At 70.1% G+C, this 16871-nt stretch carries 20 protein-coding genes, 1 tRNA gene and 1 riboswitch; of the genes, 14 read left to right on the top strand and 7 right to left on the bottom strand.

Translation table 11 applies throughout. The annotated features are described in order from the left end of the window. The first annotated feature begins 23 nt into the window (after window positions 1-23). The 5 genes from ACWD4A_RS29265 to ACWD4A_RS29245 all read left to right on the top strand — a co-directional run bounded on the left by ACWD4A_RS29265 (window position 24) and on the right by ACWD4A_RS29245 (window position 2989). Window positions 24-446: a Mov34/MPN/PAD-1 family protein gene (locus ACWD4A_RS29265; RefSeq protein ID WP_451198517.1), complete on the top strand. Its 423-nt coding sequence runs from the start codon at window positions 24-26 to the stop codon at window positions 444-446. A gap of 66 nt (window positions 447-512) precedes the next feature. Then, the gene (locus ACWD4A_RS29260; protein ID WP_451198516.1) at window positions 513-629 is read left to right on the top strand and encodes a putative leader peptide; all 117 of its coding nucleotides are present in this window, start codon (window positions 513-515) and stop codon (window positions 627-629) included. Window positions 630-679: 50 nt separating this feature from the next. Further along, window positions 680-961, top strand: a complete 282-nt coding sequence (locus ACWD4A_RS29255; RefSeq protein WP_451198515.1) for a MoaD/ThiS family protein — start codon at window positions 680-682, stop codon at window positions 959-961. Window positions 962-975: 14 nt separating this feature from the next. Beyond that, window positions 976-1926 carry a PLP-dependent cysteine synthase family protein gene (locus ACWD4A_RS29250; RefSeq protein ID WP_451198514.1) on the top strand — a complete coding sequence of 317 codons (951 nt, stop codon included), beginning with the start codon at window positions 976-978 and terminating at the stop codon, window positions 1924-1926. Between the two features lie 313 nt (window positions 1927-2239). Then, complete coding sequence (locus tag ACWD4A_RS29245; protein WP_451198513.1) at window positions 2240-2989, top strand: MBL fold metallo-hydrolase; 750 nt, start codon at window positions 2240-2242, stop codon at window positions 2987-2989. A gap of 110 nt (window positions 2990-3099) precedes the next feature. Here the strand turns inward: ACWD4A_RS29245 and ACWD4A_RS29240 are convergent, their stop codons facing one another. Beyond that, a complete protein-coding gene (locus ACWD4A_RS29240) occupies window positions 3100-4389 on the bottom strand; it encodes a PTS transporter subunit EIIC (protein WP_451198511.1) in 1290 nt (429 codons plus the stop codon). Between the two features lie 246 nt (window positions 4390-4635). After that, window positions 4636-5949 carry a PTS transporter subunit EIIC gene (locus ACWD4A_RS29235; protein WP_451198510.1) on the bottom strand — a complete coding sequence of 438 codons (1314 nt, stop codon included), beginning with the start codon at window positions 5947-5949 and terminating at the stop codon, window positions 4636-4638. Window positions 5950-6076: 127 nt separating this feature from the next. Here ACWD4A_RS29235 and ACWD4A_RS29230 point away from each other — a divergent pair, with 127 nt between their 5' ends. From ACWD4A_RS29230 to rdgB, 3 genes are all read left to right on the top strand, one after another. Next, window positions 6077-6409, top strand: coding sequence for a glucose PTS transporter subunit EIIB (locus ACWD4A_RS29230; protein ID WP_451198509.1), 333 nt, complete (start codon window positions 6077-6079; stop codon window positions 6407-6409). Window positions 6410-6520: 111 nt separating this feature from the next. After that, window positions 6521-7264 (top strand): ribonuclease PH, encoded by a 744-nt coding sequence (gene rph / locus ACWD4A_RS29225; RefSeq protein ID WP_451198508.1) that lies wholly within the window; start codon window positions 6521-6523, stop codon window positions 7262-7264. After that, a complete protein-coding gene (gene rdgB, locus ACWD4A_RS29220; RefSeq protein ID WP_451198506.1) occupies window positions 7261-7863 on the top strand; it encodes an RdgB/HAM1 family non-canonical purine NTP pyrophosphatase in 603 nt (200 codons plus the stop codon). The genes rph and rdgB overlap by 4 nt, the downstream gene beginning before the upstream one ends. 61 nt (window positions 7864-7924) lie before the next feature. Here rdgB and ACWD4A_RS29215 read toward each other — a convergent pair. The 3 genes from ACWD4A_RS29215 to ACWD4A_RS29205 all read right to left on the bottom strand — a co-directional run bounded on the left by ACWD4A_RS29215 (window position 7925) and on the right by ACWD4A_RS29205 (window position 9513). Beyond that, window positions 7925-8007 (bottom strand) — tRNA-Leu (locus ACWD4A_RS29215). Between the two features lie 53 nt (window positions 8008-8060). Next, window positions 8061-9068: an HNH endonuclease signature motif containing protein gene (locus tag ACWD4A_RS29210; protein ID WP_451198505.1), complete on the bottom strand. Its 1008-nt coding sequence runs from the start codon at window positions 9066-9068 to the stop codon at window positions 8061-8063. Beyond that, window positions 9061-9513, bottom strand: a complete 453-nt coding sequence (locus ACWD4A_RS29205; RefSeq protein ID WP_451198504.1) for a hypothetical protein — start codon at window positions 9511-9513, stop codon at window positions 9061-9063. The genes ACWD4A_RS29210 and ACWD4A_RS29205 overlap by 8 nt, the downstream gene beginning before the upstream one ends. 340 nt (window positions 9514-9853) lie before the next feature. On the opposite strand from ACWD4A_RS29205, the gene ACWD4A_RS29200 reads away from it, so the two are divergent. Both ACWD4A_RS29200 and ACWD4A_RS29195 read left to right on the top strand, forming a co-directional pair. Then, window positions 9854-10387, top strand: a complete 534-nt coding sequence (locus ACWD4A_RS29200; protein WP_451198503.1) for a hypothetical protein — start codon at window positions 9854-9856, stop codon at window positions 10385-10387. Further along, window positions 10387-11652, top strand: a complete 1266-nt coding sequence (locus ACWD4A_RS29195; RefSeq protein WP_451198502.1) for a sensor histidine kinase — start codon at window positions 10387-10389, stop codon at window positions 11650-11652. Before ACWD4A_RS29200 ends, ACWD4A_RS29195 begins: the two co-directional genes overlap by 1 nt. Window positions 11653-11656: 4 nt before the next feature. On the opposite strand, the gene bcp is transcribed toward ACWD4A_RS29195, so the two are convergent. Continuing rightward, window positions 11657-12124: a thioredoxin-dependent thiol peroxidase gene (bcp, locus tag ACWD4A_RS29190; protein ID WP_451198500.1), complete on the bottom strand. Its 468-nt coding sequence runs from the start codon at window positions 12122-12124 to the stop codon at window positions 11657-11659. 162 nt (window positions 12125-12286) lie between these two features. Between bcp and ACWD4A_RS29185 the strand changes: the two genes are divergently transcribed. From ACWD4A_RS29185 to ACWD4A_RS29175, 3 genes are all read left to right on the top strand, one after another. Beyond that, window positions 12287-12607, top strand: a complete 321-nt coding sequence (locus tag ACWD4A_RS29185; RefSeq protein ID WP_451198499.1) for a DUF3618 domain-containing protein — start codon at window positions 12287-12289, stop codon at window positions 12605-12607. Window positions 12608-12709: 102 nt separating this feature from the next. Next, window positions 12710-13012 (top strand): GroES family chaperonin, encoded by a 303-nt coding sequence (locus tag ACWD4A_RS29180; RefSeq protein WP_058046871.1) that lies wholly within the window; start codon window positions 12710-12712, stop codon window positions 13010-13012. Window positions 13013-13028: 16 nt separating this feature from the next. Next, window positions 13029-13095, top strand: a riboswitch (guanidine-III (ykkC-III) riboswitch). 31 nt (window positions 13096-13126) lie between these two features. Then, window positions 13127-13447, top strand: a complete 321-nt coding sequence (locus ACWD4A_RS29175; RefSeq protein WP_451198497.1) for a DMT family transporter — start codon at window positions 13127-13129, stop codon at window positions 13445-13447. Window positions 13448-13453: 6 nt separating this feature from the next. Here the strand turns inward: ACWD4A_RS29175 and ACWD4A_RS29170 are convergent, their stop codons facing one another. Further along, a complete protein-coding gene (locus ACWD4A_RS29170; protein WP_451198496.1) occupies window positions 13454-15730 on the bottom strand; it encodes a transglycosylase domain-containing protein in 2277 nt (758 codons plus the stop codon). 289 nt (window positions 15731-16019) lie between these two features. Between ACWD4A_RS29170 and ACWD4A_RS29165 the strand changes: the two genes are divergently transcribed. Beyond that, a complete protein-coding gene (locus tag ACWD4A_RS29165; RefSeq protein ID WP_451198537.1) occupies window positions 16020-16604 on the top strand; it encodes a DUF1707 SHOCT-like domain-containing protein in 585 nt (194 codons plus the stop codon). Window positions 16605-16871 lie beyond the last annotated feature (267 nt).

The following is a 16871-nucleotide window of genomic DNA, read 5'->3' as shown; positions in this document are numbered from 1 at the left end:
GCCCTCTGCTTATCCTTGCCCCCATGCTGACCATCACCCAGGACCTCCACGACCGGATCGTCGCCCACGCCCGCGCCGACCACCCCGACGAGGCGTGCGGCGTGGTCGCCGGCCCGGCCGGCAGCGGCCGCCCCGAGCGGTTCGTCCCGATGCTCAACGCCGCCCGCTCGCCCACCTTCTACGAGTTCGACTCCGGGGACCTGCTGAAGCTCTACCGCGACATGGACGACCGCGACGAGGAACCCGTCGTCATCTACCACTCGCACACCGCCACGGAGGCGTACCCCTCCCGTACGGACATCACCTACGCGAACGAGCCCGGCGCCCACTACGTCCTCGTCTCCACCGCCGACGCCGACGGCGCGGGCCCCTTCCAGTTCCGCTCCTTCCGCATAGCCGAGGGAGAGGTCACGGAGGAGGAGGTCCGCGTCGTGGCTGCCTACTGAGACCGGACGGTCCGCATGCCGGGACGAACTTCCGGGGCCCGCACGGGGAATCGATACGATGCGCCCATGGTTCCCGACAGTGCGAGCGACAGGACGCCGGGCAGCGCGCTGCTCACGGCGCGGCTCCATGTCGACCTGTGCCGGCTCGCCGGTGCGCTGTGTCCGCGCGGCACCGCCGCGTGACCGCGGCTGTCAGCACAGCCCCTTCCCCGCACTCCGACAGGAGCACACCCATGGCCATCGAGGTCCGCATCCCGACCATCCTCCGCACCTACACCGACGGCGCGAAGGCCGTCGAGGGCGGCGGCGCCACGATCGACGAGCTCTTCAAGGACCTCGACGCCCGCCACCCCGGCATCCGCGAGCGCCTCGTCGACGAGTCGGGCGACCTGCGCCGCTTCGTCAACGTCTACCTCAACGACGAGGACGTCCGCTTCCTCGGCGGCATCGGCACCGCGCTCGGCGACGGCGACAGCGTCACCATCCTCCCGGCCGTCGCCGGCGGCATGGTCTGAGCGGCGGGACCTCCGTGCGCTACGACAGCCCGCTGGCAGCGGTCGGCAACACCCCGCTCGTCCGCCTGCCGCGGCTCTCCCCGTCCGACACCGTCCGGGTGTGGGCCAAGCTGGAGGACCGCAACCCCACCGGCTCGGTCAAGGACCGCCCCGCCCTCTTCATGATCGAGCGGGCGGAGCGGGACGGCCGGCTGACACCCGGCTGCACGATCCTGGAACCCACCTCCGGCAACACCGGCATCTCGCTGGCCATGGCGGCCCGCCTCAAGGGCTACCGCATGGTGTGCGTCATGCCGGAGAACACCAGCGAGGAGCGGCGGGCGCTGCTCGCCATGTGGGGCGCGGAGATCATCCCCTCGCCCGCCGCGGGCGGCTCCAACACCGCCGTCCGCCGGGCCAAGGAGCTGGCCGCGGAACACCCGGACTGGGTGATGCTCTACCAGTACGGGAACCCCGACAACGCCGGGGCGCACTACGCCACCACCGGCCCCGAGATCCTCGCGGACCTCCCGGAGATCACCCACTTCGTCGCCGGGCTCGGCACCACCGGCACCCTGATGGGCGCGGGCCGCTACCTGCGCGAGCATGTGCCGGACGTACGGATCGTGGCGGCCGAGCCCCGCTACGACGACCTCGTCTACGGGCTGCGCAACCTCGACGAGGGCTTCGTGCCCGAGCTCTACGACGAGTCCGTGCTCACCACGCGCTTCTCCGTCGGCTCCGAGGACGCCGTCCGCCGCACCCGGCAACTCCTGGCGGAGGAGGGCATCTTCGCGGGGATCTCCACCGGCGCCGCCCTGCACGCGGCGCTCGGCGTGGCCCGCAAGGCCGAACGGGCGGGGGAGCGCGCCGACATCGCCTTCATCGTCGCCGACGGCGGCTGGAAGTACCTCTCCACCGGCGTACACACCGCCCCCACCGACGAGGAGGCCGTCGCGGCCCTCCACGGCCAGCTCTGGGCCTGACAGCCCCGCAACACGGCTTCGCCGCGTTGTCCTCAATCGCCGGACGGGCTGAATGTGCTGGCTACGGTCCGCACAATCCAGCCCGTCCGGCGTTTGAGGACGCGGCCGCAGGCCGCTCCCGCCGAAGGCGGAAACGGCGGGGATGCCGGAAGCCGACGGACGGAACCACCCCGCCGCCCAGCCAGCGCAGCGCGTCCGTACCGGTGACTTCAACCACAACCGAACCTCGCGGAGGAGCGACCGAAGACTTCGCGCCTTACGCTCGACGGACCGCATGGCCCCCCGTAACCGGCCCACGGAGGTTCAGGCCCGTATGAAGCTCACCGTCGTCGGATGCTCCGGGTCGTTCCCGTCCACGGAATCACCCTGCTCGAGCTACCTCGTAGAGGCCGACGGCTTCCGGCTGCTCCTCGACATGGGCAACGGCGCCCTGGGCGAGCTGCAGCGCCACATCGGTCTCTACGACCTCGACGCCATCCTGCTGTCGCATCTGCACCCCGACCACTGCATCGACATGTGCGGCTACTTCGTGGCCCGCTACTACCGGCACGAGGGCGGCAGGGCGGAGGCCATCCCCGTGCACGGCCCGGAGGGCACCGAGCACCGGCTGTCCACCGCGTACGGGGACGTGCCCGACGACTGCATGGCGGAGGTCTTCGACTTCCGCACCCTGAAGCCGGGCAGCTTCACCGCGGGCCCGCTCACCATCCGCACGGACCGGGTCCGGCACCCCGTCGAGGCGTACGCCTTCCGGATCGAGCACAACGGCAGCGCCCTCGTCTACTCCGGTGACACCGGCCCCTGCCAGGCCCTGCACGAACTGTCCGTGGGCGCCGACCTCCTGCTGTGCGAGGCGTCGTTCACCCACGGCAAGGAGGACATCCCGGACCTCCACCTCAACGGCCGGGAAGCCGGCGAGCACGCCGCCCGCGCCGGGGTGGGGCGGCTGGTGCTCACCCACATCCCGCCGTGGACGGACCCGCTCACGAACCTCCGCGACGCACAGGCCGCTTATGACGGCCCGGTGGAGCTGGCGCGGTCCGGCGCCGTCTACGAGATTTAGCCGGGGTAATGCGGTTTTAAAGGCGACAACGGTTAAGGGCCCCTGGAATCCATGGATTCCAGGGGCCCTTACCGGTGTTCAATCTATTACCGGGAATTCCCGGAGGAGACTCACGCCTTGAGTTCGGCGGCCTCTTCCTCCGATTCGCGGCCCGGGGTCTTCAGGTCGAACTTGATGATGGCGAAGCGGAACACCACGTAGTAGACCGCCGCGAAGCACAGACCGACCAGTACCAGCAGCCACGGCTTGGACGCGATGCCCAGGTTCAGCACGAAGTCGACCGCGCCGGCGGAGAAGCCGAAGCCGTCCTTCATGCCGAGCGCCCAGGTCAGGGCCATCGAGACACCGGTCAGCACCGCGTGGATCGCGTACAGCACCGGGGCGATGAACATGAACGTGAACTCGATCGGCTCGGTCACACCGGTGACGAAGGCGGTGAGCGCGAGCGAGAACATCATGCCGCCGACGACCTTGCGGTTCTCGGGGCGGGCGCAGTGCACGATCGCCAGGCAGGCGGCCGGCAGCGCGAACATCATGATCGGGAAGAAGCCGGTCATGAACTGGCCGGCGTTCGGGTCGCCCGCGAGGAAGCGCGCGATGTCGCCGTTGACGGCGCCCTTGGGGCCGTCGTACGAACCGGCCTGGAACCACGGGAAGGAGTTCAGCAGGTGGTGCATGCCGATCGGGATCAGCGCGCGGTTGGCGACACCGAAGATGCCCGCGCCGACCGCGCCGGAGCCGACCAGCCACTCGCCGAAGTTGTGCAGACCCGTGCCCAGCACCGGCCAGATGTAGCCGAAGACGACACCGATCAGCAGACCCGCGAAGGACGACAGGATCGGGACGAGACGGCGGCCGCCGAAGAAGCCCGCCCAGTCCGGCAGCTTGGTGCGGTAGAAGCGCTGGTAGAGCAGCGCGACCACGAGGCCCATCACGATGCCGCCGAGGACCTTGGCGTCGACCGCCTGTTCCACCATGGCGACCTTGTGGTCGACCACGGCCTCCTTCTTCGGCAGGCTGCCGTCCGTGAAGGTGCCCAGCACCTTCTGGAAGACCAGGTAACCGGCGACGGCGGCCAGCGCGGTGGAGCCGTCCGACTTCTTGGCGTAGCCGATCGCGACACCCACGGCGAACAGCAGCGCCATGTTGTCGAGGATGGCGCCGCCACCCGCGGACATGAACTCGGCGATCTTGTTCAGGAACTCCGGGAAGGACTTCCGGCCCAGCATGTCGTCCTGGCCCAGGCGGACCATCAGCGCGGCCGCGGGCAGCACCGCGACCGGCAGCATCAGGCTGCGGCCGATGCGCTGCGCGATGGCCATGGCGCCCGCACCGAACTTCTTCTTCTCCGGCGCGGCGTCATCAGGCGCCGTCTTCGCCGCCTTGGCGCTCTTACTCATCGGATTCCTCCAGGTGAGGCGGGCGCTCGGGGGAAGGGGGGACGGCCCGCAATCTGGTCTACACCACTCAGTGGTTTAGACCTGTTGTAGCACGTGAGTCGGGCATAAAGGAATCCATCGTTCCCGGTGGGCTATGACACAGTGCGGGCGGCACGGAAACGACCCCCGGGCCCAAGGCTCGGGGGTCGTGGTGACCGGCGGGTAAAACCCAGCGCAGTGTCACGGGCTCCTTACTTCGCGTTTCCTTTACTTCACGTTCTCCCGCTCGATCTCCTCCGCCAGCTCTTCCGGCTCACGGCCCGGAGTCGGCAGATCGAACTTCGTAATCGCGAAGCGGAAAAGCACGTAGTAGACCACCGCGAAGCACAGCCCGATCGGAATGATCAGCCATGGCCTGGTCGCCAGCCCCCAGTTGATGACGTAGTCGATCAGCCCCGCCGAGAAGCTGAAACCGTCGTGCACCCCGAACCCCCACGTCACCGCCATCGACACACCCGTCAGCACCGCGTGGATCGCGTACAGCACCGGGGCGATGAACAGGAACGAGTACTCGATCGGCTCCGTGATGCCCGTGACGAACGACGTCAGGCCGACCGACAGCATCATCCCGCTCACCACCTTCCGGTGGTGCGGCCTGGCGCAGTGCGCGATCGCCAGCGCCGCGGCGGGCAGCGCGAACATCATGATCGGGAAGAAGCCGGTGGTGAACTGGCCCGCGGACGGGTCGCCCGCCAGGAAGCGGTTGATGTCACCGTGCACCACGGTGCCGTCCGGCTTGGTGTAGTCGCCGAACTGGAACCACATGAAGGTGTTGAGGAACTGGTGCAGCCCCACCACCAGCAGCGCGCGGTTCGCCACCCCGAACACGCCCGCGCCCGCCGACCCCAGGTCCGACAGCCACTTGCTGAAACTCGTCAGCGCATCGCCGACCGGCGGCCACACCCACAGGCAGATCACCGCGAACGCCAGGGCGACGAAGGACATCAGGATCGGCACCAGACGGCGGCCGTTGAAGAAGCCCAGCCAGTCCACCAGCTTCACCCGGTGGAAGCGCATCCAGAACCAGGCGCTCAGCAGCCCGATCACGATGCCGCCGAACACCCCCGGGTTCTGGAAGGTGGCCGGACTCGTCTTCCCCGCGCCCGTGACGCAGACGCCGCCCCACAGCCCCGCGCCGCCGAACGTCGTCTCGTGCGGGCAGTCCTGCGGGAACTTGTGCAGCACCGAGAAGTAGACGAGGAACGCCACCACCGCGGCCAGCGCCGTCGAGCCGTCCGACTTCTTCGCCATCCCGATGGCCACGCCCACGCAGAACAGCAGCGGCAGCCCGAGACCCGAGTCCAGCAGCGCGCCGCCCGCGCCCGCGAAGACCTTGGCCACGTCCGTCCAGCCCAGCCCGTCCTTGCCGAAGACGTCCGGCTGCCCCAGCCGGTTGAGGATGCCCGCCGCCGGCAGCACGGCGATCGGCAACTGGAGGCTGCGGCCCATCTTCTGCAGATTCTGGAAGAGGCCCTGCGTCCAGGTCTTCTGCCGTGGGGCCGCCGCGGCGTTCGAACTCATCCCGTACCTCCGCTCGCCGCCCCGGCGGCAGTCCACTCGGTGCTTTGCCGCATACTGGTGTAGACCACTTGCGGTGTGTGTCGGGCCTCCCGGAGCGCAGCGCCGGTTGGTCGTCATCTTTCGCCAGATGACGGACATACGCCCACGTAATTGCTCTGAACGTGGGTTACCGTGTGAAAGCCGGTCGGCGAGACCGCCGAAGGGCCAGAGACAACCAGGAGTGCACATGGCCACCAAGGCTGAGAAGATCGTCGCCGGGCTCGGCGGGATCGACAACATCGAAGAGGTCGAGGGCTGCATCACCCGCCTCCGCACCGAGGTCGTCGACCCCTCCCGCGTCGACGAGGCCGCGCTCAAGGCCGCCGGCGCCCACGGCGTCGTCAAGATGGGCACCGCCATCCAGGTCGTCATCGGCACCGACGCCGACCCGATCGCCGGCGAGATCGAAGACATGATGTAAGGAGCCCCACGGCTCCCGCCGAAGGGCCCCGTTCCACCGTCCCCACGAACCGCCTACCGGCCGGGGACGAACCGGAACGGGGCCCTTTGCGTTGCCTATAGGCTCATCACCATGTCTCGCATCGACGGCCGCACCCCCGACCAGCTCCGCCCCGTGACCATCCAGCGCGGTTGGAGCAAGCACGCCGAAGGCTCCGTCCTCATCTCCTTCGGGGACACCAAGGTCTTCTGCACCGCCAGCGTCACCGAGGGCGTGCCCCGCTGGCGCAAGGGCACCGGCGAGGGCTGGGTCACCGCCGAGTACTCGATGCTGCCGCGCGCGACCAACACCCGCGGCGACCGCGAGTCCGTCCGCGGCAAGATCGGCGGCCGCACGCACGAGATCTCCCGCCTCATCGGCCGCTCCCTGCGCGCCGTGATCGACTTCAAGGCGCTCGGCGAGAACACCATCGTCCTCGACTGCGACGTCCTCCAGGCCGACGGCGGCACCCGCACCGCCGCCATCACCGGCGCCTACGTGGCCCTCGCCGACGCGATCACCTGGGCCCAGGGCAAGAAGCTCATCAAGCACGGCCGCCAGCCGCTCACCGGCACCGTCTCCGCCGTCAGCGTCGGCATCGTCGACGGCGTCCCGCTCCTCGACCTCTGCTACGAGGAGGACGTCCGCGCCGACACCGACATGAACGTCGTCTGCACCGGCGACGGCCGCTTCGTCGAGGTCCAGGGCACCGCCGAGGCGGAGCCCTTCGCCCGCGCCGAACTCGACGCCCTGCTGGACCTGGCCGTCGGCGGCTGCGCCACGCTCGACACCGCCCAGCGCGAGGCCCTCGCCCGCACCCTGGAGGAGAGCCGGTGAAGCGCCTGATCCTCGCCACCCGCAACGCCAACAAGGTCGGCGAGCTCCGCGCCATCCTGGCGGCGGCCGGCCTCGACGTCGAACTCGTGGGCGCCGACGCCTATCCCGGGATCCCGGACGTCAAGGAGACCGGCGTCACCTTCGCCGAGAACGCCCTCCTCAAGGCCCACACCCTCGCCCGTGCCACCGGCCTCCCGGCGATCGCCGACGACTCGGGCCTCTGCGTGGATGTGCTGAACGGCGCCCCCGGCATCTTCTCCGCCCGCTGGGCGGGCGCCCACGGCGACGACAAGGCCAACCTGGACCTGCTCCTCGCCCAGCTCGGCGACATCGCCGAGGAACACCGCGGCGCCCATTTCGCGTGCGCGGCGGCCCTGGCCCTCCCCGACGGCACGGAGCGCGTCGTCGAAGGCCGCCTGGAGGGCATGCTCCGGCACGCGCCGAGCGGCACGGGCGGCTTCGGGTACGACCCGATCCTCCAGCCGCTGGGGGAGACGCGTACGTGTGCCGAACTGACGGCGGACGAGAAGAACGCGATCAGCCACCGGGGGAAGGCGTTCCGGGAGCTCGTCCCGGTGGTGCGGGAGCTTTTGGGGTAAGGGAATGCCGAAGGGGCCGATCCGTCGTTCAACGGGTCGGCCCCTTCGATTCCAAGGACAGTGCGGCCGGTGGGACTCGAACCCACACGGGATTTCTCCCACGGCGATCTAAACGCCGCTCGGCTGCCATTTCGACACGGCCGCTAGCCGCCAGCCATCGTATCGGGTTGGCGGCTGTCTGAGCACCTGGCTTGGTGCTAAGTGCGTGCGGCGGCTCGGTTTCCTCCTCGACGGTTCCGGCACCAGGTGTCCGTGAGTGCGTGGCAGTTGGGGCAGAGGTAGCGGAGGTTCTCTCGGCGGTTGTCGAGCCAGTCGCCGCTGATGTGGTCGATCTGCAAGGTGATCGGCTGGCCCCGCCATTTGCCCTCGTTGCCGCAGAAGGCGCACTGATACGGGACGCCGATCTCGCCGAGGGCTCGGTGGAGCCGCTGGCGGCTCTCGCGAGTTGAGCCTTCGGGGCGCACCCGGAGCACTTCGTCCGCGATGGGCTTGGGCTCGGCAACCTGAATGGCGCCCCAAGTCTTCCGCTTGAAGTGAGAGGTATCCAGCCCGAGTTGGGTGGCCCGTCGTCGCACCCGTCGGTGGTTGGTGTCGTTTACGGCAAGTCCGAGTGACCGCATGACGTCGGCAAAACTGGTCGCGCCGGCGACCGCTTCCCGCACGCGGCCGTCGGGCAGCGCAAGCCGACTGTTGCGAAAGTGGCCGGTGTCGATGCCCCGGTCCCTGAGCATGCGCCCGAGTGCCGCGCGCGTCCTGCCGTCATCGGGGATGCCGAGATCTCGCGCCATCGCGCGGATGCTGGTTGCGGATGCGGTGGCTGCCCTGAGTTCCTCGTCGGTGAACGGCAAGTCGAGCTCTGGCCGGTTCAGGCCGGGAAAGTGGCTGACGTCGATGCCGATCGCGGTGATCCGACGGCGGATGTGGGAGAGGGTTCCGGTTGCCGGTGGTGCACCGAGCTTCTGCGCGACTTCACGCAGAGTGGTGGATGAGGCGACGGCGTTGGCTATGGCCTCATCCGGGTACTTGCGCCAAGGGCTGCGCTGTTTGAAATGGCCGGTGTCGATGCCGCAGGCGGCGACCTTCTCCTGAAGCACCCGGCGCCTGCCGCCGCTGGCTTTGACCCCCAGCTTGCGCATCAGATCGGCCCACCCCGTCGCCTCCGCGACGGCGCGTGCCAGCGTTTCACGGTCGTACACGTCAGCCATGGGCGCGCCCAGCAATGAAGAGAAGGCGCAACCGCTCACCCGGCACTCGCCCCTCCGACGGCGACCCCATCGTGAGCAGGCTCCCCGGAGCCCTCTTCGAGCGGCCTCGGCCTCCTGCCGAGAAGTGGGAGGTGTCGATGCCCAGTGCGGCGATCCGGCGGCCGATGTGGGCCTGGTTGCCGCCCACCGGATTGATCCCCAGGCGGCGTACCACCTCGGTGACACTGTGCGAGTCGGCCACCAGCTCGCGCAGCCGTTCTTCGGTATGACGGACTCGCTGCGTCGTGAAGTGCGATGTGTCTATCCCCGCCTCCGCCAGCTTCGCGCGGATGTAGGTTCTGCTGCCCGGCGTCGACGTACCGCCGCACCAGCGCACCGCCTCGTCGTACGACGTCGAAGCGCGCGCCGCTTCCACGAGCAGTTCGTAGGTGTACCTGACCGGCATCTGTTCCCCTCCCACCTCGCGACACCCGAGGACGGGGACACGGCCGCAGGGCCGTACCCCGTTCCCGTCCGGTGTGCGCGACGGTTGCGTCTGATGGGTACGACCACCATTGGGCGGCCTCGTACGCGTCAACGACAGCACGGCTGATCGGTTACGCCGGAAGGGGCTCCGCGCGGTCAACCCCGATACCCCAGGACAACCTGATATAGGCATGAAGGGAACGCGCTGCCCGTTTTCCCCGTCCCTCACTGCGGGGTGTCGCAAAATCGCCCCCGCCGGCAACCCCGGTAACCCCGGCAATCCCGGTAACCCCAGCATCCCCACCGAGGAAGAGAGGCCGATGGCCGACCGTGCCGTGCCCCGCCGGGTCAGCATGCGGACCCTCCTGGCGATCTTCGCGGCGGTGACCGTCCTGGCGCTCGCCGGTGTGTGGCTCGGTCAGGGCCAGGACCGGGCGAACGCGGTGTCCGACGCCCCGAAGACGGCCGCGGCGCAGAAGTCGCCGCAGCCGCTGCGGGAGGTGCCGCAGGACACGGTGGAAGAGGCCAAGCCGCAGGAGCCGCCGGGGGTCCGGGAGTGCGGGCTGGGCGACCCGGTCGTGGAGCCCAAGATCATCACGCTGAACTGCGCGAACACCGGCATGGTGGCGAGCGGCATCAAGTGGTCGCACTACGGCGCCGACGGCGCGGACGGCCGCGGCGTGGTGCAGGTCTCGGTCGCCGCCAACGGCGCGGCCCCGGGGACCTATCCGGCGCGCTTCCGGTTGTACGGCGCGCGGAACGTCGACGGGCTGCCGGCGTTCACGGGTATCGACGTCGACTACACCGGGGCCACGCCCGCGGGGGAGTCGAAGGAAACGTATTCGATCGCGTGATGGGTATCCGTGGCCGGATCGCGCTGGCGATCTCCTTCGTCACCGCGCTCGCCGTGGTGGTGCTCGGTATCGCCGTGCACCACATCGCCGCCGAGGAGCGCGGCAGGCAGGCGCAGTCGTACCAGGACGCGCTGCTGAGCTCGGCGCTCCAGGTCTATCAGCGGGACGGCCTGCTGGCGCTGGGCGCGCAGCTCGACGACTCGACGCTGCCGGTGCCGCTGGCGCAGCGGGTGGCGCAGGGCAGGCCCGGTACGTACATCAGTGGCGGTGCCGATCCCCGGGTGTGGGCGGCGACGTCGGTGGGGGACGGCAAGGTGCTGTCCGTTTCTGCGCCCTATCCGGACCGTGATCCCGTGCAGAAGGCGCTGGACAAGGCGCTGCTGGTGGCGGGGGTGGCCACGGTGGCGCTGATGGCGGTGGTGGCGTGGTTCGTGGCGCAGAGTCTGTCGCGGCGGCTGCGGACCAGTGCGGCCGCGGCGCGGCGGATCGCCGCGGGCGCGCCGCCGGACGCGGAGGCGCTGGCGGCGGGCGGCCGGGACGAGGTGGCGGAGCTGGGCCGCTCGGTGCACCACATGGCGACGTCGCTGGCGGCGCGGGTGGAGGCGGAGCGGGAGTTCACGGCGGACGTGGCGCACGAGTTGCGGACGCCGGTGGCGGGCCTGGTGGCGTCCGCGGAGCTGCTGCCGCATCCGCGCGCGGTGGAGATGGTGCGGGAGCGCGCGCAGACGATGCGTTCGCTGGTGGAGGACCTGTTGGAGGTCTCCCGGCTGGACTCCGGTGTGGAGCGGGCGCAGCTGGACCCGGTGGAGCTGCCGTCGCTGGTGCGCGGCATCGTGAAGCGGGCGCGCGGGCAGCGCGGGGTCGACGACGTGTCGGTCGAGGTGGTCGGCGAGGGCCGCATCGTGGCGACGGACGCGCGCCGGGTGGAGCGGATCCTGGTGAACATCCTGGGGAACGCGGCGAAGCACGGGAAGCCGCCGATCGAGGTGCGCGTGGAGGGCACCCGGATCGTGGTCCGCGACCATGGTGTGGGTTATCCGCCGGAGCTGGTGGACCAGGGGCCGCGGCGGTTCCGTACGGCGGCGCCGGAGCGTGGCACGGGCCACGGGCTGGGGCTGACGATCGCGGTGGGCCAGGCGGTGGTGCTCGGCGCGAGCCTGCGGTTCGGTACGGCGGAGGGCGGTGGCGCCGAGGCGGTCCTGGAGCTGCCGCCGGCCGACGACGGCGCAGGGCAGGAGCCCTGCGCCGCGCGCCCGGGTGCCTGAGGGGTTACAGCCCCAGGTCCTTGATGATCTTCGCGACGTGGCCGGTGGCCTTGACGTTGTAGAGGGCGCGCTCGACCTTGCCCTCCTCGTCCACGATGACGGTGGAGCGGATGACGCCGGTCACCGTCTTCCCGTACAGCTTCTTCTCGCCGTACGCGCCGTACGCCTCCAGTACCTGCTTGTCGGGGTCGCCGACCAGCGTGACCTTCAGCTCCTCCTTCTCGCGGAACTTGGCGAGCTTCTCCGGCTTGTCGGGGGAGACGCCGATGACGTCGTAGCCGTGCCCGGCGAGGAAGCCGAGGTTGTCGGTGAAGTCGCACGCCTGCTTGGTGCAGCCGGGCGTGAGCGCGGCGGGGTAGAAGTAGACGATGACCTTGCGTCCCTTGTGGTCGGCCAGGGAGACCGGCTTGCCGTCGGCGTCGGGCAGGGTGAAGGCGGGGGCGGTGTCGCCGGGCTGCAGGCGCTCGCTCATGGACGTCTCCTCGTCGGTCGGGGGCCGGGTCGGCGCGGGGGTCGGGTCCCCGAGCGTAGTCAGCTCCTCGATCGGGGGTGCCGTGGGGCACGGGGTCCGGTGAGCTGACAGACTGTCGTCATCACTCATCATCACTCTTATCGAGACGACGGAGGCAGCGCGGTGTCGGATGCCAGGACCCCTGCGCAGATCGAGGCGGACATCGCCCGCAGGCGGAACGAGCTCGCCGTGACGCTCGACGAGATCGGCGTGCGGATGCACCCGAAGACGATCGTGGGCGATGCGAAGGCCAAGGTGGCCTCGAAGGTCGACCAGACCGCGGGCCGTGCCTATGTGGCGGCGAACCGTCTGGTGTCGGACGTCCGGGCGCGCTTCGTCGCCGAGGACGGCAGCCCGCGCCTGGACCGGATCGTGCCGGTGGCGATGGTCGCGGTGGGCGTGGTCGGCCTGTTGACGGTCTCCCGCCGCGGCCGTCGGGCGTAGGTCGCACCGGCGGATCCGCGGCCTGTGGTCTCGGGGCCGCGTGCGGGCAGGTACGGTCTTGGCGTGAGTACGCATACCACCCACGACAAGCTGCCCATCCGGATGCTCCACGACCGGGTGCTGGTCCGGACCGATATTCCGGAGGGCGAGCGCCGGTCCAGCGGCGGCATCGTCATCCCGGCGACGGCGGCCGTGGGCCGCAGGCTGGCGTGGGCGGAGGTCGTGGCGGTCGGGCAGAGCGTGCGCACGGTGGAGCCGGGCGACCGGGTGCTCTACGACCCCGAGGACCGCGCCGAGGTCGAGGTCCGTGGCGTGGCGTACGTGCTGATGCGCGAGCGGGACCTGCACGCGGTGGCGGCGGAGCGCCTGGAGGGGTCCGAGGACTCCACGGGGCTCTATCTCTGACGTCACCGGCCGCGGCGGTTTGCTACGGTCGGGGGCATACCCGACGAGACGCGCCGTACCGGGTCAGGACAAGACGACGCACCCCTGTAGGAGAGATTCCACGGAGGTGCCGTCATGGCATGGATCCTGCTCGCTGTCGCCGGTCTGCTCGAAGTGGCCTGGTCGATCGGCATGAAGTTCACCGACGGGTTCACCAGGCTCTGGCCCAGTGTGTTCACCGTCGCGGGTATCGCCGCGAGCATGCTGCTGCTCGCGCAGGCCGCGCGCACGCTGCCGATCGGTACGGCCTACGGAGTGTGGGTCGGTATCGGGGCGGCCGGCGCGGCGGTGTTCGGTATGGCGGTGCTGGGGGAACCGGCGACCGCCGCGCGGATCTTCTTCGTCGTGCTGCTGCTGGTGGCCGTGGTGGGCCTGAAGGCCACCTCGGGCCACTGATCCCGCTCAGTACTTGTAGCTCAGGAGCGAGTCGCCTTCGTGCCCGCCCCGCCCGTCCTTCGGTTCGTTCGGGAACAGCGTGAAGGGCGGCAGGCTGGGCAGCCCGGTGGGCGGGCCCGGCAGCGTCGGGATGCCGGTCGGCGGGCCCGGCGGCCGGGAGGGCCGGGTCGGGAAGCCGGTCGGCGGGCCCGACGACGCCGTGGGCGGCGCGGAGGTCTCCGGCGGTGCCGAGGTCGTGGGCGGCTCCAGCGAGGGCGCGGGGCCGCCGGTCGACGTCTGGAGGTCGAAGTCCTTGACGGAGGTGCCGTTCAGCGCGGCCTCGGTGTAGGCCGCCCAGATGTCGGCGGGCGCGCCGCCGCCGTTGATGCGGGGCAGTCCGGTCGCCCCGTACAGCGACTTCTGGGCGCCGGTGTCGGAGTCCTGGCCCATGACCGCGACGACGGTGGCCAGGTCGGGGGTGTAGCCCGCGAACCAGGCGGCCTTGTCCTCCTCCGCGGTGCCCGTCTTGCCCGCGGCGGGCCGCCCGGCGGCCTGCGCGGTCGAGCCGGTGCCGTTGTCGACGACGCTCTTGAGGACGGCCGTGGTGGTGTCGGCGGCGTCCCGGGTGACGGCGCGCTTGGGGTCCTTGGCGGGCAGTTCGACGTTCTCGCCGGCCTTGGTGACCTTGTCGACCAGGGTGTACGGGCCGTGCCTGCCGTGGTTGGCGAGGGTCGCGTACGCCTGGGCCATGTCGAGGACGCTGGCGGTGGCCACGCCCAGCGCGATGGACGGGGTGGCGGTGAGCTCGGGGGTCTTCTCGGGGATGCCGAGGGCGACGGCGGTGTCCTTGACCTTGCCCGGACCGACGTCCTGCGCCATCTGGGCGTAGACGGCGTTGACGGAGAGGTCGGTGGCCTTGGTGACGGTGATCTGCCCGTACGACTTGTCGTCCTCGTTGGCGGGCGCGTAGCCGACGGGTCCGTTCCGGCCCTGGACGGGGCGCTTGTTGGTGCCGTCGTAGACCGTGTTGGGGGTGATGGCGCGGCCGTCCTGCGTCGTCGCGTCGTTCTCGACGGCGGAGGTGAGGACGAAGGGCTTGAAGGTGGAGCCCACTTGGTAGTCGCGGCGGGTGGCGTTGTTGACGTACTGCTTGGTGTAGTCGATGCCGCCGTAGAGGGCGACGACCCGGCCGGTCGTGGGATCGATGGAGGCGCCGCCCGCGCGGACGTAGCGGTCGACCTGACGGTCCTCGCTGAGGTCGTCCATCAACTGCTTCTGCACGGCGCTGACGAACGCGTCCTGCTTCTGCTTGTCGATGGTGGTGGTGATGCGGTAGCCGCCGCGGGCCAGCGTCTGTTCGTCGATGATTTTGTTGTCGGTGGTGAGGTAGTCCTTGACGGCCTCCACGAGGTAGCCGCGCTGTCCGGACATGCCGAGCCGTGGCCTGGACTTGCCGGGCATCGGGAACTGCATCTTGTCCCGCTCCGCCTTGTCGAGCCACTTCTTCTTGACCATGCCGTCGAGGACGTAGTTCCAGCGGGCCGTGGCGCGGGGCTTGTTCTCCGGGTGCGCGCCGACGTCGTAGGCGCTGGGGGCGTTGAGGAGCGTCGCGAGGTAGGCGCCTTCGGCGGCGTCGAGCTTGTCGGAGTCCTTGCTGTAGTACGCCTGGGCGGCGGCCTGGATGCCGTAGGCGTTGCGCCCGAAGTAGCTGGTGTTCAAATAGCCTTCGAGGATCTCGTCCTTGCTCTCCTCGCGGTCGAGTTTGATCGCGATGAAGAACTCCTTCACCTTGCGGCTGATGGTCTGCTCCTGGCCCAGGTAGTAGTTCTTGACGTACTGCTGGGTGATGGTGGAGCCGGACTGCTTGCCCTTGCCGGTGACGGTGTTCCAGGCGGCGCGGAGCATGGCCTCGGGGTTGACGGCGGACTCGGAGTAGAAGTCGCGGTCCTCCGCGGCGAGCACGGCGTGCTGGACGGTCTTGGGGACGCGGCTCAACGGCACGCTCTCGCGGTTGACCTCGCCGTCGCGGGCCAGCTGTGTGCCGTCCGCGTAGAGGTAGACGTTGCTCTCGGCGGTGGCCGCCTTGTTGGCCGGGGGGATGTTCACCAGCATGTAGCCGGCGACGAGGGCGCCCGCGACGAGCAGGACGATCAGCAGGAAGCCGCCGAGCACCATCCGCCAGGTCGGCAGGAGCCTGCGCCAGCCGGTGCGCTTGGGGCGGCCCGGTCTGCCGGAACGGCCGGGCGCGGCGGGGCCCTTCGGCGACCAGCCCGCCGGCCGTTGCTGTGACTGCTCGTCGCTCATGACTCAGGGACTCCGTCGTGTCGGTCGGTTCGCTGCGCCGTACGCCCCGGTCGGACACTCTCGCATCATGGGTTCCGAGTCGGGAAGACGTGGCACACCGGTGGCAGCGCTGTAGGCCGAACGGGTGGGTCCGGCGCTCCAGTGCTCCGAGGTCAGCGGACTATCGAAGTTCAACGACGGGAGGTGCCGTCGGATGCGACCCTAATGAGCCGAATGGGCGTCTTGCGGGCCGTGGGGAGGTCCGTCCGCGGTCGCTACCCTGTTCGCCATGACGAGCGAACTTCCTGACATGCGGGCCTCCGACGCCGAGCGCGAGCGGATCGCCGAGACCCTGCGCGAGGCCGTCGCGGAGGGGCGGCTCGACATGCCGGAGTTCGAGCAGCGGCTGGACGCGGCCTACAAGGCCCGTACGCGCTCCGAACTGGAGCCGCTCGTACGGGACCTGCCCGTGGCCTCCGCGGCCGGCTCTTCGGTCTCTTCGGTCTCTCCGGTGAAGGACGGCGGCTGGGCGGAGCGGATCGGCGGGACCGCCACCTCCCGCGGGGCGGTCGGCATCTGGGGCGGTTTCCGCCGCTGGGGCGGCTGGACGGTGGGCCGCCGCTTCACGGCGTTCACGATGTTCGGCGGCGGTCAGATCGATCTCCGCGAGGCGCGGTTCGAGGACCGTGAGGTGGTCGTCCGCTGCTTCGCCGTCTTCGGCGGCATGGGGGTCGTCGTCCCGCCGGACCTGGATGTCGAGGTCCGTGGCATCGGTGTCATGGGCGGCTTCGGTGACCGCGCCACGGGGCCCGGCACGCCGGGGTCCCCCAAGGTCAGGGTCACCGGTTTCGCTCTCTGGGGCGGGGTGGGGGTTGTCCGCAAGCCTGTGGAGTAACGGGCCGTTGCCGTCCGCGGCGGGCTTTTTCCCCAGCCCCGCCCCTTCCCGCAGCATCTGATGTGCGGCTCCGCCGCGTGGCGGGGGAGACCCCCGGACCCCCAACCACGCTTCGCGCGGTGTCCTCAAACGCCGGACGGGCTGGATTTCGCGGACCGTGGCTCTTTGACCTACGGCCCGCAGGCTTGCGGCCCGCAGGCTGCGGACTACGTCAGCAAAATCAGCCCGTCCGGCGTTTGAGGACGCGGCCGCAGGCCGCCCCCGCCG

It is taken from the genome of Streptomyces sp. NPDC002537 (genome assembly GCF_053594975.1).
The sequence above is the reverse complement of the archived record's forward strand: the minus strand, read 5'-3'. Positions and strand labels throughout refer to the sequence as shown.

What these genes read in the sequence shown, in the direction of transcription:
- ACWD4A_RS29265 (WP_451198517.1), top strand. Translation starts at nt 24, where the DNA reads ATGCTGACCATCACCCAGGACCTCCACGACCGGATCGTCGCCCACGCC.
- ACWD4A_RS29260 (WP_451198516.1), top strand. Translation starts at nt 513, where the DNA reads ATGGTTCCCGACAGTGCGAGCGACAGGACGCCGGGCAGCGCGCTGCTC.
- ACWD4A_RS29255 (WP_451198515.1), top strand. Translation starts at nt 680, where the DNA reads ATGGCCATCGAGGTCCGCATCCCGACCATCCTCCGCACCTACACCGAC.
- ACWD4A_RS29245 (WP_451198513.1), top strand. Translation starts at nt 2,240, where the DNA reads ATGAAGCTCACCGTCGTCGGATGCTCCGGGTCGTTCCCGTCCACGGAA.
- ACWD4A_RS29240 (WP_451198511.1), bottom strand. Translation starts at nt 4,389, where the DNA reads ATGAGTAAGAGCGCCAAGGCGGCGAAGACGGCGCCTGATGACGCCGCG.
- ACWD4A_RS29235 (WP_451198510.1), bottom strand. Translation starts at nt 5,949, where the DNA reads ATGAGTTCGAACGCCGCGGCGGCCCCACGGCAGAAGACCTGGACGCAG.
- ACWD4A_RS29230 (WP_451198509.1), top strand. Translation starts at nt 6,077, where the DNA reads ATGACGGACATACGCCCACGTAATTGCTCTGAACGTGGGTTACCGTGT.
- rph (WP_451198508.1), top strand. Translation starts at nt 6,521, where the DNA reads ATGTCTCGCATCGACGGCCGCACCCCCGACCAGCTCCGCCCCGTGACC.
- ACWD4A_RS29210 (WP_451198505.1), bottom strand. Translation starts at nt 9,068, where the DNA reads ATGGCTGACGTGTACGACCGTGAAACGCTGGCACGCGCCGTCGCGGAG.
- ACWD4A_RS29205 (WP_451198504.1), bottom strand. Translation starts at nt 9,513, where the DNA reads ATGCCGGTCAGGTACACCTACGAACTGCTCGTGGAAGCGGCGCGCGCT.
- ACWD4A_RS29200 (WP_451198503.1), top strand. Translation starts at nt 9,854, where the DNA reads ATGGCCGACCGTGCCGTGCCCCGCCGGGTCAGCATGCGGACCCTCCTG.
- ACWD4A_RS29195 (WP_451198502.1), top strand. Translation starts at nt 10,387, where the DNA reads ATGGGTATCCGTGGCCGGATCGCGCTGGCGATCTCCTTCGTCACCGCG.
- bcp (WP_451198500.1), bottom strand. Translation starts at nt 12,124, where the DNA reads ATGAGCGAGCGCCTGCAGCCCGGCGACACCGCCCCCGCCTTCACCCTG.
- ACWD4A_RS29180 (WP_058046871.1), top strand. Translation starts at nt 12,710, where the DNA reads ATGCTCCACGACCGGGTGCTGGTCCGGACCGATATTCCGGAGGGCGAG.
- ACWD4A_RS29175 (WP_451198497.1), top strand. Translation starts at nt 13,127, where the DNA reads ATGGCATGGATCCTGCTCGCTGTCGCCGGTCTGCTCGAAGTGGCCTGG.
- ACWD4A_RS29170 (WP_451198496.1), bottom strand. Translation starts at nt 15,730, where the DNA reads ATGAGCGACGAGCAGTCACAGCAACGGCCGGCGGGCTGGTCGCCGAAG.
- ACWD4A_RS29165 (WP_451198537.1), top strand. Translation starts at nt 16,020, where the DNA reads ATGCGGGCCTCCGACGCCGAGCGCGAGCGGATCGCCGAGACCCTGCGC.